Below are 13,907 nucleotides of genomic sequence, written 5' to 3' on the forward strand. Positions count from 1 at the left end.
GTCGCGGAACAAGTCATGGCACGCCGGGTTTGGGCAAGTTGTTGAAGGAAGCAAAATGAGACCAGCGCCGCGACCGATCCTTACCATTATTGCATGGCAGGCCGCGTCTTTCGTTCGCAACCCGGTCCCGTCGCAATGAGGCAGGCCGGTTCCGATCATTCCATCCCACCGAAGGAGGGCAAAGGCGGCATAGGACGAGCGCTCGGCCTCGGACTGATAACAGGGGCGGCCGACGACGATTGTTCCGCAATAGGCACCTATGCCAGTGCCGGCGCCCGTTTCGGACCCGACCTGCTCTGGACGGCTCCGGTGACGTTGCCGATGATGTACGCGGTCGTCTACCTGTCGTCGAAGCTCGGCCAGGTGTCGGGGCGCGGATTGTTCCACGTCATCAAGGACTTCTACCCGCGGTGGCTGCTCTGGTCGGTGCTGTTGGGTGTGCTCGTCGGCAACACCATCGAGGCAGCGGCAGATCTTGGTGGAATGGCGGCGGCGATCAACATATTCGTGCCGCTTCCCATTCCGCTGATCGTGCTGTTCGTCGCCGCCCTCATCTTCGCCCTCCAGGTCTTCGGCTCCTATACTTTGATTCGCAACATCTTTCGCTGGCTGGCGTTGGCGCTGCTCGCCTATGTCGGTGCCGCCATTCTGGCCAAACCGAACGCCGCGGCGGTGCTGCGCGGGACGTTGCTCCCCAGGATCGAATTCAATCGCGAGTTCCTGTCGATCCTGGTCGCCATCATCGGCACGACGCTGTCCGCCTATCTCTATACGTGGCAGTCCAATGAGGAGGTGGAGGAGGAGATTGCCCAGGGGCGCACAACGCTCAGCCAAAGGAAGGGCGCTACCGACAGCGAACTCCGCCGCTCGCGCCGGGACATCCTCATCGGCATGATGTTTTCAAATCTCATCATGTATTTCATCATCCTGTCGACGGGGGCGACGCTCTACAAGGCGGGGCATCACGATATCGACACGGCCGCGCAAGCGGCGGAGGCGCTGCGGCCGCTCGCCGGCCAGGCCGCAAGCGTTCTGTTCGCCGCAGGTGTGATCGGCGTCGGTTTCCTAGCGGTTCCTGTCATGACCACCGGCGCTGCCTATGACGTGGCACAAGCCATCGGCTGGAAAAACAGCCTGCACGCCCGGGCTCGAGAGGCGCCCAAATTTTACCTCGCCATCGGATTTTTTACGGCGATCGCCGCTGGCCTGAACTTTCTCGGCTTCAATCCGATGAAGGCGCTGGTCTGGTCCGGCATCGTTCAAGGCTTCTCGACACCGCCCTTGCTGCTGCTCATCATGCTGATGACGAACAGCCGCAGGATCATGGGCGATCAGGTTAACAGCCGCAGCACCAACATACTCGGCTGGGCAACGACCGTCGCCATCTTCTCGGCGACGATCGGCCTGGTGGCAACCTGGTTCATGTAAATCCGGCAGGACAAGGGACGCCGCCAGTTGGACTACCCGTTCCCGCTTGCGGATTGCCCCAGCTTTGCCGGCCTTGGAAACTCCACAACATCTCCCACCGGCCGCTTGTATTGCGCTGCGACAATTGCATCGATCAGGAGATCCAGAGCCGCACGAGCCGTGCGGCTCGTCTCGTCCTCGCCGCTCAAATAGTGGCAGGCTCGTTCAAGGTGCAGGTGTGCGGCGGCAAAGTCGCTTGTCATAGGCATCTCCCTGTTGCCCGCCCGCCGGCAAGATGACCGCCTCGATTTAGCTAAAAGCAAATATCCACAGCCGGATTTGAATCAAATTGGCCTGACTCACTGCATGCCGCGGAGCCACTCCAGCGCCGTGGCCTGTGCCTCGCTTGCATCCTCCCCGAGGACCGCTAGGCCGTCGAGGATCGTGGTATCGGGACATAGTTCCTCGACGTCGCGCCGGGAGCGTCCGAGGGCGACTTGCCTTATATGTCCGGCCGGCTTCATGCGCTCTGTCCGACGCGCTGCGCCATCGCGGCTGAAGGCGCTGTGGCGGGTTTTCAGCGCGCTGCGGCGCATTGAATGAACCAATTGTGGGCGATGTGCCGCAAACTCCGTTCGCGCAATGCGCTACTTTTGAAATTTTCTCACTCTCTTAATTCTACAAACTCTCTAGATTTAACATAGATCGCTAGACCCAAGATCTTAAAATAGAGCGCTTGAGAGGGAGCCAGGAATGTCGAAAAAGCTCGTGGTGGGGCTGTCGGGCAATTTGACCCGGCCCTCGAAGACCAAGGCGTTCGTCAGCCACATTGTCGGGCAGGCCGCCGAAAGCATCGGCGCGGCCTCGGCCGTCTTCGATATCGAGGATCTCGGCGCTTCCCTGCCGCAGGCAAGGCGCCTCGGCGACCTCGACCCGGCGGCGCGCAACATTGTCGAACGGCTGCTGGGCGCCGACATCCTGGTGGCCGGCTCGCCGACTTTCAAAGGCAGCTATACCGGGCTTTTCAAGCATTTCTTCGACCTGCTCGATCCGTCGTCGCTGAGGGGCAAGCCCGTCATTCTCGCCGCGACCGGCGGCGGCGAGCGCCATTCGCTGATCGTCGAGCACCAGTTGCGGCCGCTGTTCGGCTTCTTCGAGGCGCTGACCGTGCCGACCGCGATCTACGCCTCCGACAAGGATTTTGCCAATGGCGTGCTGGTGTCGGAAGCCATCCACGCCCGCGCCCGGCAGGCGGTCGCCGAGGCATGCCGTGTAACCGGGGTGCCCTACGGCGTCGGCCTTGCCGCCTGAACGCACCACTGACCCGAGATCCCCTCTCCGATCCGTCCAGGAGCACGCCGCGATGACCAGATCCACCAAATCCAGGCAAATCAAACTGGGCGCTTTCCTGCCCGGCGGCGGACAGCATATCGCCGCCTGGCGCCACCCCGAGGCGCCGGCCGACGGCGCCACCAATTTCGAGTTCCACAAGCAGCTCGCCCTGACCGCCGAGCGCGGCCTGTTCGATGCCTATTTCCTCGCCGACAATCTGACGGTCGGGCTCGGCGCCCGCGAAGGCGGCAATGCCAAGATCGCCGGCTTCGAGCCAGTGACGCTGTTTGCAGCGCTGGCGCCGCTCACCACGCATCTCGGCTTCATCGCTACCGCCTCGACCACCTACGAGGAGCCCTACACGCTCGCCCGCAAATTCGCCTCGCTCGATCATCTGTCGAATGGCCGCGCCGGCTGGAACGTCGTCACCTCGGCCGGCGACGAAACCGCGCGCAACTTCAATCGCGAGACGCAGCCTGCCCACGCCGAGCGCTATGCCCGCGCGCATGAGCACGTCGAGACGGTCAAGGCCCTGTGGGACAGCTGGGAGGACGATGCCTTCATCCGCGACAAGAAATCGGGGCGCTTCTACGACAAGGACAAGCTCCACGACATCGACCACAAGGGAGCGCATTTCAGCGTGAAAGGGCCGCTCAACGTGCCGCGCCCGGTGCAGGGGCACCCGGTCGTGGTGCAGGCGGGGCAATCGGAAGACGGTCGCAAGCTCGCCGCCCACTCGGCGGAAGTCATCTTCACCGCCCATCAGAACCTGGCGTCGGCGCAGGAATTCTATCGCGATATCAAGGCGCGCGTGGCGGCCGTCGGCCGCGATCCCGAGCAGGTGCTGATCATGCCGGGCGTGGCACCCTTCGTCGGCCGCACCGAAGAAGAAGCGCGCGCCAAGTACCAGCAGCTGAACGATCTCATCCTGCCCGAAGACGGCGTCGCCCTGCTCAACGGGCTGGCCGGCCAGACGCTCGACATCACCGGCTATCCGCTCGATGGACCGCTGCCGCCGAGCAAGGAGACCGAAGGCATGAAGAGCCGCCAGGCGCTGATCCGCCAGATTGCCGACGAGCACAACTTCACCATCCGACAGCTTTACCAATGGGTGGCAACGGCCCGCGGCCATTATACCGTCATCGGCAGCGCCACGCAGGTCGCCGATCAGCTGGAGGAATGGTTCGGCAACGAAGCCGCCGACGGCTTCAACATCCTGCCGCCCTGGCTGCCCGGCGGGCTCGACGACTTCGTCGAGCTGGTGATCCCCGAACTGCAGCGCCGCGGCCTGTTCCGCACCGCCTATGAAGGCAGGACCCTGCGCGAGAACCTCGGCCTCAGGCGGCCGGAAAACCCCTGGACCGCCGCCCGCTCGGCGGTGCTGGCCGCCGAATAATCCCGAGAAGCCCGATATTTTCCAAGCAGGAGGCAACACGATGACCTTGCAGCACATCGAACAGGCCGCCAGCCTCGGCACGCCTGACAGCACGACAAGCCTCGGCACGGATTTCCTGCGCCTCGGTGGCCGGGCGGGCATCCGCTTCCTGTCGCGCTACGGCGTCCTCATCGCTTTCCTCGCAATCTGGCAAGTGTCGAGCAGCGCGGGCTGGGTCAACGCGGCCGTGCTGCCGCCGAGCGACATGATTGTCGCGGCACTTTGGAAGGGGCTGGTCGGCGGCACTCTGCTCGGCGACATCGCCATCAGCCTGCAGCGCGCCGGTCTCGCTTTCGCGGCCGCCGTGCTGGTCGCCATCCCACTTGGCCTGTTCATGGGTCAGGTGCGCACGGTCGAAACCGCGCTCGATCCCATCCTGCAGGTTTTCCGCCAGACCTCGGCGCTGGCGCTCTATCCCGTATTTATCCTGCTGCTTGGGCTCGGCGAGGCCTCCAAGGTGTTCGTCATCTTCTGGGCGACGCTGTTCCCGTTGCTGCTCAACACCATCGGCGGCGTCAAGCAGGTCGATCCGAAACTGCTGGAGATGGCCCGCGTCTATGGTGCCAGGCAGCTCACCGTCTTCCGCCGCGTCGTGCTGCCCGGCGCCGTGCCGTCGATCTTCGTCGGACTGAGGCTCAGCGCCACCACGGCGCTGCTGCTGTTGATCGCTTCCGAAATGATCGGCGCAAACAAGGGCATCGGCTTCCAGGTGATGAACGCGCAATACAATTTCCAGATCCCGCTGATGTTTGCGGCAATCGTCATCCTCGCCGGCCTCGGCCTGATTGCAAACCAGGCGCTGGTCAGCCTGCAGCGCCGGCTCTGCCGCTGGAGCAATGCCGTCGACTGACCACCCGCCCTTACCAATCTCAACCAGGCCAGAACTCAAATCAGGAAAGACCCGGACCATGAAAATCTCCCGCCGTTCCCTGCTTGCCGGCGCGCCCTTCGCCGCCGGCCTTCTCGCCGCGGGCCTGCCGCGCTTCGCCTTTGCCGAAGCGGAACCAGTGAAGTTCCGCTCCCTCGCCAGCCGTGGCAGCATCTCTCCGCATGAGCTGGCCGGCGAGCTCGGCTATTTCAAAGGCCTCGGTATCGAGGTCGAGAATGTCGGCTATTCCGGCGGCGGCCCGGAATCATTGTTTGCGCTGGCCTCCGGCAGCGTCGATATCGGCTCGGCTGCAACCGCAGCCGTGATCAACTCGATCTCCGGCGGCAACGACTTCGTCGCCGCCTATCCGAGCAACGGCATCAATAGCAAGGTGCGTAGCGTCTTCTACGTGCTGGACGACAGCCCGATCAAATCGATCGCCGACATCGCCGGCAAGACCATCGCCGTCAACACGCTCGGCGCCCATCTCGACTACACCGTGCGCGAGGCGCTGCACAGCGTCGGCCTGCCGCCGGATGCTGCCAATCTCGTCGTCGTGCCCGGACCGCAGCTCGAACAGACCTTGCGCTCCCGTCAGGTCGACATCGCGGCGCTCGGCTACTGGCAGGCGACGTTTGCCGGCGCCCTCGTGGACAACGGCGGCGTGCGTGGCGTGTTCAACGACACCGACGTGCTGGGCGAGCTGGCCGGCGGCTTCGTCGTGCTCAGGCGCGACTTCATCGCCGCGCATCCGGACGCCGCCCGCAACTTCGTCGAACAATCGGCGCGCGCCTCCGACTGGTCGCTGCAGAACCCCGACGAAGCGCGCAAGGTGCTCGCCACAATCCTCGACAAGCGCGGCGAAAACGGCGAACTGGCGCGTTACTGGACCGGCTTCGGCCTGCGCCAGGGGGCCAAGGCGACGGACCGCGACATCGACTTCTGGGTCAGCGTGCTCGAGCGCGACGGCCGCCTGCCAAAGGGCAAGCTGAAGGCAACAGACATCCTCTACCGGCCGGGCGAAACCAAGACCAACTGACAAAGGCAACCGACCAACCAGTTGGGAGACGCGCGCGATGAGCAGCACAAGCGGCGGTCAGGTCAGCATACGCGACCTGTCCAAATCGTTCAGCATCAGTGGGCGCTCGCTCGCCGTTCTGAGGACCCTCAATCTCGACATCCGCTCGGGCGAATGCCTTGTCATCGTCGGCGCCAGCGGATCGGGCAAGACCACGCTGCTGCGCATCCTTGCCGGGCTGGAGGCCGCCGACAGCGGCGGCGTCGCCATCGACGGCAAGCCGGTGCACGGCGTCGGTGCCGAACGTGCGGTGATCTTCCAGGAACCGCGCCTGCTGCCCTGGTTGACCGTGCTCGGCAATGTCGCCTTCGGTCTCGAAGTGCGCGGCGTGCCAAAGGCCGAGGCCGAGGAACGGGCGCGCTTCTATATCGCGCTCGTCGGCCTCGCCGAATTCAGCGATGCCTTTCCCCGGCAGCTGTCGGGCGGCATGGCGCAGCGCGTCGGCATCGCCCGCGCCTTGACCGTGCAGCCCGAAATCCTGCTGCTCGACGAGCCGCTGGGCGCGCTCGATGCGATGACCAAGATCGGCATGCAGGAGGAACTGGCGCGCATCTGGAGCGAGGAGAACGTCACCATGGTGATGGTGACGCACGACCTCGAGGAAGCAATCTACCTCGCCGACCGGGTGCTGATCCTGCCCAAGGAGAAAGGCGGCGCGGCGCGGCTGATCGACATCGACCTGCCCCGCCCGCGCGAGCGCAGCGAAAGCCGCTTCGTGCGCTACCGCGAGGAATTGCTGCGCGAATTCGGCCTGCACTGAAAGCCGCCTAAGGAGCCTTGGGTCCTCGCCCCGCAACGGGGTCGTGGGGGCGCGGCCCCGCCGTGACGGAGAGAGGGGTCCTCCTTTAAGTGCCCTGCCCCCACCCTCTTCCTGGAACCGGATTCCCCGCCCCCGCATTTCCTTAACCGGGAGGCGAAGGAGCGCGGCATGAAAGCCTTATTCGCAATCTTCGGCGGCTTCGTGCTGACGCTCGCCGTATTCGCCAGCGGCCTCGCCTTCGCCACCTGGCTTCTAATAGCCAAGCCGGTACGGCCGGCCGCCCCGGTCTCCAGCGTCGCCGAACTGTGGGCCAAGGACCCGCGACCGGTGAACCCGGCCTCGCAGCGCCTCGAGCGCCTCCCGGCCCGCCCGGTCCCCGTTCGCACCTCGGAAGTCGATCGCACCTCGAAACCCACCGATGCCGCCGCAGCGTCGACAGCCGACATTACCGCGACCGGCTCTATCCAGCCACCAGCGGAAGAGCAGCAGACGCTGCCCGCCGCCCACGTGGAATGGTGCGCCAGCCGCTACCGCTCCTACAGGCCGGACGACAACCACTACACATCCTACAGCGGACAACAGCGCCCCTGCATCTCGCCCTATCTCGGCGCCGCCGATGACGGCAGCTATTTCGAGGCGAGCGATACGTCGTCGGTGGAGGGCTACGCGCCATCGGATGAATCCGGCGCCGCCGAGCTCTCATTCGACCACGTGCAATACTGCTTCAGCCGCTACCGGTCATATCGACCGGAGGACAACAGCTATCAGCCGTATTCGGGCGGGCCGCGCAGGCAGTGCGAGTAGGCAGGCCGTGGGGTGGCTGGCGGCCGCAGTGCATGGCGCCTTGTGCGACCCCACCCAACGATCACGCAGATTTCTTGGATCGTTCGGGTTGGCGCGGCGTTCATCCGATACCCAAAGGAGAAATCAACATGGGCGACGACCGGGAAGACAAGATTCGTGAGCGCGCATACCAGATCTGGGTACGCGAAGGCGGGATCCATGGCGATCCCGAGCGGCACTGGCACCGGGCCGGGGCCGAGATCGACAGGGAGGCGGCCCTGCCACTGACGGCAGGCGATGCCCTGCCGGAAACCCGCGAGGTCGCGAGCTCCGACGTTTTGACGGTGGAGGCCCTGGCGGTGCGCACCGGCATATCGGGCGAACAGGCGCAGGAGCTGATCGACAGGCTGGGAAACGACAGGGCGGCTATCGAACAAGCCGCGCGCAACCTTAAGGGGAAGCAGCGGCTCGGGGAGTGACAGATGATCAGAAAACTCAAAGACGGAAAATACCGCCTCTATTCGCGCAAGAAGGACGAAAAGACCGGCAAGCGCCGCAATCTCGGCACCTTCGATACCCGCGAGGCCGCCGAAAAGCACGAACGTGAGGTGCAGTATTTCAAGAGGCATTGAGGCGGCGTGCTGTCGCTTCGGTGCCTCCATTAGTTGATATTGAACAAAACGGGAACAAAAATGTCAAGAGCGAATTGACTCTGCGAGGAATGCCTTCCTATTTGTCAGCAGGCGGGGCGGTTGCTCACAAATCGAGGAGAGCCGCGATGGGCAGACGAAAAAGCCGGTTCGACAGGCTGTCGGCGAGGGATGCGGAGGCGATCAGGGACACTTTGAGCCTGCGCAAGACGGTGCTGTCGTCGCAACTGCATCTGAAGGCGCATGGCGAGCTGTTCTGGCAGCTTTGCGGGCTTGTCGAGAAATTGCACGAGGTGCTGGCCAGCGTCGCGGAGAAGGAGCCCGATTACCGGATGGCGGAGCTTGGCCTGCTTCCGCTGCCCGAGGATTACTCGACCCGGAATTGAGCCATGGCCGGGCCGATGGACAGCGTTGGGCGTGCCGCCAAGGCCAACATGCTGCTCATCGTGGAGTGCGGCCATTGCTACCATGTCGGACGCTTCAGGGCGAATGACGTGGCCCAGGTGGTGGGCTGGAGCAAGCCGCTGGAAGCGATCAGGTTCAGGTGCAAACGATGCAGCCGCAAGGACACGACGGTGAAGACGCAGTTCATCGACCAGGACCATCCGCCCAAGGGCTACATCTGGGTGCTGCAGAAATTCAAGCGCTAAAACAACGAGCCTTGCGCCGGCGCCTGCTGCGGAAACTTGATCTGTGTCGCCGGCTTGTCGACGATCACCAGCGCATCATCGGGCGCCGTGCGCTGCAGGTGCCTTGCCTCCGACCATGGCGCCGTCAGCCAGGTCTCGGTTTCTTTCGGCGTGGTCAGGATCACCGGCATTGCCTTTTCGTGGATCGGCGCGATCAGCGCGTTGGGCTGGGTCGTCATGAAGCCATAGACCTGGTGATCGGCGGGGCCGTCCTTGACCTTGCGAAGGCCATGCCAGCGCGTCCACAGGCCGGCAAAGAAGAACAGCGGGCGGTCCTCGCCGAGTGCAAACCAGTAGTTGCGCTGGATGCCGGTCTCGTGGTCCTTGTCGCCGGGCGTCGGGCTAGGCTCGGCGAAGCTGGTGACAGGCACCACGCAGCGGTTCTCGATGCCGAGATATTGCTGCCAGTGGCCATATTGCGGATTGCGGATATTGGTGGTGCCATAGTCGGCCTTGCCCTTGACCCGCTCCAGTGGCGTCGGCATGCCCCACAGCAGATTGGCCAATTCGCGTTCGCCGTCCGGCGTGTTGCGCACCACAGGGCCTGGCTGGTTGGGATAGGTGTCGATCGAGGGTTCGAGATTGCCGAGGATGTCGCGCAAGGCGCGGGTCCACTGGCGGATGGCCTCCTGGCTGGTCGTGATGTTGTAGAGATTGCACATTTCAGGCCATTCCCGGATGCTCAGGCATCTTGTTGGAAACGGCCTGGAATTTCCAGCGCTGTGCGTCGGGTTGCTGACACGGCAGGCCGTGTCAGCAATGGTTTGTGAGACTTACCGCGCCGATTGTCTCATAGCTTGTGCGGCGACTGCGGCGAGAAAAGCCCTCGCCGCGGCATCGCAGGCCGCTCGAGACGGGCCTTTGGCGAAAAGAAGAAGCTCGGCGGCTCGAATGTTGAGCCCGTGCTTCCTTGCGAATGTGGCTAGATCGTAAGGCTTGTTGTCGTAAGGTTCGTCGTCGTAGTCGATCGTCAGATCGTAGTTTTCTTTCATTTTCTTCCTCCCTTTAGCGATCTCCCCCCTCCTGTCGCTAACGCAAAATTAACGTCGATGGCGGCGGGCGAGTCCACCAATCAGAGATTGTGTAAAAAACGTACGAGCTCGCATGCTCACCCTCGCAACGGGGCTGCGAGCAATCGCTGCGGGCCGGACCGGTCGAAAGAGCCGATTATGATGGCAATGTTGGAAAGGCTGCCACGGCCTGGTGCTACAGGGGTGTCCGAGACGCCTAGCGTGCCTAAATGGCCGGCATTTTCATCTTCCAGGCCCCGGTCCGCAGCCGGCGCCGTTGGGTCCGGCTAAAGGATAAATCCGGCTAATAACACCGTGAGGAGCAGCGACAGCGGAACGGCCGCAAGACACCAGATCTCCAACGTGTTGTTTTGCAGCGGGTCCATCGTCAGCCTCACTTTTTGGTTTGTCATTGTGACACTAACGGTTGGTCGGAGGTAGCGGTTCCAAGCGACGCCGTTCATAGAGCGCTGCCTGTGCTGCATATTAGCAACAGCTTGACGACCGCTGCGTACCGCTTGGACAACTTCACTGGCGCTGGTGGATGCGTATTCCGCAGGACTGCAAGCGCCCTCGGCATCAGTCGTGCGGGGACAGATCGCCGCCCATGATCAGCGCCGAGCCGGTCATGCTCCGGGACCCGATGGCTGCATCTATCTCCGGCCGAAGTTTCGCTACCACCGAGCCGATCCGATGTTCACTCCAGCCAGCGATGCGCGTTTACAGGGACCTAAGTCTGACCTGCCTGCGCAATGGTCTTGTGTACGGCCGGCGTCGGGAACAACTGCGCCCGTCTTCAGTTGAAGGCGTCACCTCCTCGAGGAGACATCGGCGCAGAATCAGTCCCTTCATGCGCTGATTAGGGTCCGCCTGCCATTGCTGGATTTGGCAGGCGGACCCTTGGTTCTGTACGCTCCAGATGAAAAGCGGGTAAGCTCGGGATCACTCATCATCCCAGAAACCCCGTAGAGACGTATGGCGGAGGTCTTCCTCGCCCCTGAGATGCTTGACCCGGCTTGACATCCGAGACGACCTCCCAGCGCGCGCACGCAGCGGGTCGCCCTCAGCCTTCCAGCGCCTCGTGCTGGTAAAGCTCGTCCATGCTGAGCGTCGCAAGCGCGGTGAACGGCGCCTGCTTTTTCACACGGCCGTGGCTCAGGATCACGACGTCGTCGCAGAACGAGATGGTGCTGCGATGATGGCTGATGACGATGGTAGTGCGGCGGCCGGCCCGCGACTTGAGCGTCTCGACGATTGCCGCTTCCGACAGGCCGTCCACCGCATTGGTGGCTTCGTCCAGGATCAGGATATCGGGATCGCGCACCAGCGCTCTGGCCAGCGCGATCCGCTGTCGCTGTCCCGCCGAGAGATTGACGCCGCGGTAGCCGACGACCGTCCAGTAACCCTGCGGCAGTTGCTCGATGAAGCCATGCGCTTCGGCCAGTTTTGCCGCGCGCTCGGCGTCATCGGCCGAGGCCGCGTCCTGGCCGTAGATGATGTTGTCGAAAATCGTGCCGTCGACCAGCTCCAGCTCCTGGCTGGCAAGCGCGATGTGCTTTCGCCACTGGCCGGGGTCTATGCGGTCCAGCGGCGATCCATCGACGAGGATCCTGCCGCTATCCGGTTCGACGAAGCGGCACAAAAGGTTGACGATCGTCGTCTTGCCGGCGCCCGACCGGCCGATCAGCGCGGTCGAGCGGCCGCTACGGATATCGAAACTCGCCGCATGCAGCACCACCGCGCGCTGCTCCGAGCCGGAATAGGTAAAGGTGACGTCCTCGAACTTGATGCCTTGGCTGAGCCCGGGGAACGCTGCGCTGCCTTGCGGCGGCGCTGGCTTGTCGGATGGGTCCAGCATCCACGTCACCTCTTCCAGCGATCCGCTGAGGCCCTGCAGCTGGCTCCAGGCCATTTGCAACGATCGCATGTAGGGCTGCAGCCTGTAGAGCAGGATGACGAAGGCGACGATCAGCGGGAAGGAAACATTGGCGAACCAGGCGCCGATCACCACCGCCAGGAACAGCATGGCGTGCAGAACCTCGGTCAGCGGCGGCAAAGCTCCCTGGCGGGTTAAAAGCACGAACGCCGCCCGGCGCACCGCATCCGATGCCTGGTCGAATGCCGCCTTCTCGCGTTGCTCCTGGCCAAAAATGCGGATCAGCCGCCCGGCATGCACCAGATGCAGCATCTGCGATGCGAGCTGGCTGTTGCGGGAGGCGACGCTGCGGCTCGGCGCCTTCAGATTGGCCGACAGCACGGCGTGCGCGACCTGGACCAGCGCCAGGCCCAGCGTCACCAGCAGCGTCATCTGCCACGACAGGAGCAGCAGGAAGGCCAATAGGATGATTGCGGCCGATGCATTGACGATTGCCCCCAACGTGATCTGGATGGCATCCGAGGCCCGCCAGGATTCGTTGGAGATGATGTTGAGCAGCCGTCCCGGGCTTTGCTGCAGGAAGAATGGGTAGCCCACCCGCAGCAGCCGCTCCGACAGCGCGCTGCGGATCGAATGGCTTGCCTTGCCATAGATAAAGGTGGTCAGCAGCGTGTTGGCGAAAGCGAACAGGTTCTTCAGCACGATCGAGCCGAGGATGGCGACCGATATGACGATCAGCCGGTCGCGCTCGCTCAAGCTCGATCCGACATGCTGGAAGACGGCGGAAAAGCCAGCCATGCCGGTCTGCCCCTGTTGCCCCATGATTATGTTCAGCAACGGGATGATCAGGCCGATGCCGAAGCCTTCAAGCGCGGCGCTGAGCAGCCCGAGCACCACCACGGCCGGAAGCAGACGCAACTGTTTTTGCCCGAGCGCGCGGCGCAGCATCGGTAGGCTGGGCGGCATCAGTCGCATGATGGCGGATCACCTTGCCTCGGCATTTGCCTGTTGCTCCTGTCGCATTTCCGTCGTTTCGGGGGATTTCGCCAGCAAAAGCACCGCGAACTTGGCCGCGCCCAGCAAGTTCATGCCGATGATCGGCCAGTGCGACAGCTGGAGTTCACGGTCGAACAGCGGGCCTTTCCCCAATTCGCGCAAGGCCGCCCTCATCGACCAGTAGAAATGCCGAAGCAGCCACGGCGCGTTGCGGATATGCTTCAGGCAAAGCCCGCCATTGCCCATGCTGTAGTCGCGATGCAGCTTTTCGATGGCCTTGCGGTCGCGCCGGCCGTGATGGTGATAGATGGTCATGTCGGGCACGTATTCGACCGGAATCCCAAGCAGCACCGCCCGCACCAGATAGTCCGTATCCTCCGCCGATCGCAGCGGGCCGCCGGCGCCGAACCGTTCGTCGAACCGCCCGATACGGGCGGCGACATCGCGATGCATCGTCATGTTGCAGCCAAGCACGAAGCCGCCGGGATGGACATCCGGCGTAAGCCGCGCGCGCACCGGCGACCGCTTGATGGTGAACGGCAGGTCGCGGGGGTCGCCGATCTCGACGCGGCCGCCGCGGATGACCCGTTCGCCGGCCGCATAGTGCCGCTGCAGATCGCGCAAATAATCCTTGTGGACAGCGCAATCATCGTCGACGAAGACCAGCACGCGGCCCCGCGCCCGCTCCAGCCCGGCGTTGCGCGCGGCCGCTAATCCGGGTCGCGGCTCGCAAATGGCGGTGAACGGGATGTCCGACAGTTCGGCGATGCTGGCCAGCCGTTTGGCCGTGCTGTCGGTCGAGCCGTTGTCGACAACCACCAGCTCGGCGGCAAAGTCGGCATGGGCACGACACGCGGCCTGGATCGAGCTGATGCAGGGCTCGAGTACGGCGACACGGTCGCGTGTGCAGACAATGAAGCTGACCGCCGGCGCCGGTCCTTGCTGCGGCCGCGGCGACATGGCCGCCGGCACCGTCGAGCGGCCGCGCTGCTGGAGCTGGTGCGATTTGACGAACATGCGTTG

Annotated in this window: 15 protein-coding genes; 11 read left to right on the forward strand and 4 right to left on the reverse strand. The window is 63.8% G+C overall.

Features of this window, described 5'->3' with window-relative positions:
- Positions 1–135 precede the first annotated feature (135 nt).
- From NKH33_RS14895 to NKH33_RS14945, 11 genes are all read left to right on the forward strand, one after another.
- The gene (locus NKH33_RS14895) at positions 136–1,428 is read left to right on the forward strand and encodes an Nramp family divalent metal transporter (protein ID WP_352472192.1); all 1,293 of its coding nucleotides are present in this window, start codon (positions 136–138) and stop codon (positions 1,426–1,428) included.
- 732 nt (positions 1,429–2,160) lie between these two features.
- Positions 2,161–2,718, forward strand: coding sequence for an FMN reductase (gene msuE, locus NKH33_RS14900; protein WP_023677302.1), 558 nt, complete (start codon positions 2,161–2,163; stop codon positions 2,716–2,718).
- A gap of 52 nt (positions 2,719–2,770) precedes the next feature.
- The gene (locus NKH33_RS14905; protein ID WP_352472194.1) at positions 2,771–4,135 is read left to right on the forward strand and encodes an LLM class flavin-dependent oxidoreductase; all 1,365 of its coding nucleotides are present in this window, start codon (positions 2,771–2,773) and stop codon (positions 4,133–4,135) included.
- 40 nt (positions 4,136–4,175) lie between these two features.
- Positions 4,176–5,024, forward strand: coding sequence for an ABC transporter permease (locus NKH33_RS14910; RefSeq protein WP_352920281.1), 849 nt, complete (start codon positions 4,176–4,178; stop codon positions 5,022–5,024).
- A 58-nt stretch (positions 5,025–5,082) separates the two neighbouring features.
- Complete coding sequence (locus NKH33_RS14915) at positions 5,083–6,081, forward strand: ABC transporter substrate-binding protein (RefSeq protein ID WP_352472197.1); 999 nt, start codon at positions 5,083–5,085, stop codon at positions 6,079–6,081.
- A 37-nt stretch (positions 6,082–6,118) separates the two neighbouring features.
- Positions 6,119–6,880, forward strand: coding sequence for an ABC transporter ATP-binding protein (locus NKH33_RS14920; RefSeq protein WP_352472198.1), 762 nt, complete (start codon positions 6,119–6,121; stop codon positions 6,878–6,880).
- Positions 6,881–7,048: 168 nt separating this feature from the next.
- Positions 7,049–7,684 (forward strand): BA14K family protein, encoded by a 636-nt coding sequence (locus NKH33_RS14925; RefSeq protein ID WP_352473733.1) that lies wholly within the window; start codon positions 7,049–7,051, stop codon positions 7,682–7,684.
- A gap of 128 nt (positions 7,685–7,812) precedes the next feature.
- Positions 7,813–8,142, forward strand: a complete 330-nt coding sequence (locus NKH33_RS14930) for a DUF2934 domain-containing protein (protein ID WP_352920286.1) — start codon at positions 7,813–7,815, stop codon at positions 8,140–8,142.
- A 3-nt stretch (positions 8,143–8,145) separates the two neighbouring features.
- A complete protein-coding gene (locus tag NKH33_RS14935) occupies positions 8,146–8,295 on the forward strand; it encodes a hypothetical protein (protein WP_023677295.1) in 150 nt (49 codons plus the stop codon).
- 146 nt (positions 8,296–8,441) lie between these two features.
- The gene (locus NKH33_RS14940) at positions 8,442–8,699 is read left to right on the forward strand and encodes a hypothetical protein (RefSeq protein WP_352473735.1); all 258 of its coding nucleotides are present in this window, start codon (positions 8,442–8,444) and stop codon (positions 8,697–8,699) included.
- Positions 8,700–8,702: 3 nt separating this feature from the next.
- Positions 8,703–8,963: a hypothetical protein gene (locus NKH33_RS14945; RefSeq protein ID WP_352451464.1), complete on the forward strand. Its 261-nt coding sequence runs from the start codon at positions 8,703–8,705 to the stop codon at positions 8,961–8,963.
- Here NKH33_RS14945 and NKH33_RS14950 read toward each other — a convergent pair.
- The 4 genes from NKH33_RS14950 to NKH33_RS14965 all read right to left on the reverse strand — a co-directional run bounded on the left by NKH33_RS14950 (position 8,960) and on the right by NKH33_RS14965 (position 13,901).
- Complete coding sequence (locus NKH33_RS14950; RefSeq protein WP_352473737.1) at positions 8,960–9,664, reverse strand: SOS response-associated peptidase; 705 nt, start codon at positions 9,662–9,664, stop codon at positions 8,960–8,962. The two genes, NKH33_RS14945 and NKH33_RS14950, sit on opposite strands and share 4 nt — an antisense overlap.
- 111 nt (positions 9,665–9,775) lie before the next feature.
- Entirely contained in the window at positions 9,776–9,994 is a 219-nt protein-coding gene (locus NKH33_RS14955; protein WP_292659780.1) for a hypothetical protein, read from the reverse strand.
- A 1,081-nt stretch (positions 9,995–11,075) separates the two neighbouring features.
- Entirely contained in the window at positions 11,076–12,863 is a 1,788-nt protein-coding gene (locus NKH33_RS14960; protein WP_502906733.1) for an ABC transporter ATP-binding protein, read from the reverse strand.
- Positions 12,864–12,872: 9 nt separating this feature from the next.
- Positions 12,873–13,901, reverse strand: a complete 1,029-nt coding sequence (locus tag NKH33_RS14965) for a glycosyltransferase family 2 protein (RefSeq protein ID WP_502896437.1) — start codon at positions 13,899–13,901, stop codon at positions 12,873–12,875.
- Between the last annotated feature and the right edge of the window lie 6 nt (positions 13,902–13,907).

Source organism: Mesorhizobium sp. M1182, assembly GCF_040318335.1.
Lineage (GTDB): Bacteria > Pseudomonadota > Alphaproteobacteria > Rhizobiales > Rhizobiaceae > Mesorhizobium.

Bases quoted from the DNA above. Each gene is read 5' to 3' on its own strand.
- NKH33_RS14895 (WP_352472192.1), top strand. From the start codon at position 136: ATGAGGCAGGCCGGTTCCGATCATTCCATCCCACCGAAGGAGGGCAAA.
- msuE (WP_023677302.1), top strand. From the start codon at position 2,161: ATGTCGAAAAAGCTCGTGGTGGGGCTGTCGGGCAATTTGACCCGGCCC.
- NKH33_RS14905 (WP_352472194.1), top strand. From the start codon at position 2,771: ATGACCAGATCCACCAAATCCAGGCAAATCAAACTGGGCGCTTTCCTG.
- NKH33_RS14910 (WP_352920281.1), top strand. From the start codon at position 4,176: ATGACCTTGCAGCACATCGAACAGGCCGCCAGCCTCGGCACGCCTGAC.
- NKH33_RS14915 (WP_352472197.1), top strand. From the start codon at position 5,083: ATGAAAATCTCCCGCCGTTCCCTGCTTGCCGGCGCGCCCTTCGCCGCC.
- NKH33_RS14920 (WP_352472198.1), top strand. From the start codon at position 6,119: ATGAGCAGCACAAGCGGCGGTCAGGTCAGCATACGCGACCTGTCCAAA.
- NKH33_RS14925 (WP_352473733.1), top strand. From the start codon at position 7,049: ATGAAAGCCTTATTCGCAATCTTCGGCGGCTTCGTGCTGACGCTCGCC.
- NKH33_RS14930 (WP_352920286.1), top strand. From the start codon at position 7,813: ATGGGCGACGACCGGGAAGACAAGATTCGTGAGCGCGCATACCAGATC.
- NKH33_RS14935 (WP_023677295.1), top strand. From the start codon at position 8,146: ATGATCAGAAAACTCAAAGACGGAAAATACCGCCTCTATTCGCGCAAG.
- NKH33_RS14940 (WP_352473735.1), top strand. From the start codon at position 8,442: ATGGGCAGACGAAAAAGCCGGTTCGACAGGCTGTCGGCGAGGGATGCG.
- NKH33_RS14945 (WP_352451464.1), top strand. From the start codon at position 8,703: ATGGCCGGGCCGATGGACAGCGTTGGGCGTGCCGCCAAGGCCAACATG.
- NKH33_RS14950 (WP_352473737.1), bottom strand. From the start codon at position 9,664: ATGTGCAATCTCTACAACATCACGACCAGCCAGGAGGCCATCCGCCAG.
- NKH33_RS14955 (WP_292659780.1), bottom strand. From the start codon at position 9,994: ATGAAAGAAAACTACGATCTGACGATCGACTACGACGACGAACCTTAC.
- NKH33_RS14960 (WP_502906733.1), bottom strand. From the start codon at position 12,863: ATGCGACTGATGCCGCCCAGCCTACCGATGCTGCGCCGCGCGCTCGGG.
- NKH33_RS14965 (WP_502896437.1), bottom strand. From the start codon at position 13,901: ATGTTCGTCAAATCGCACCAGCTCCAGCAGCGCGGCCGCTCGACGGTG.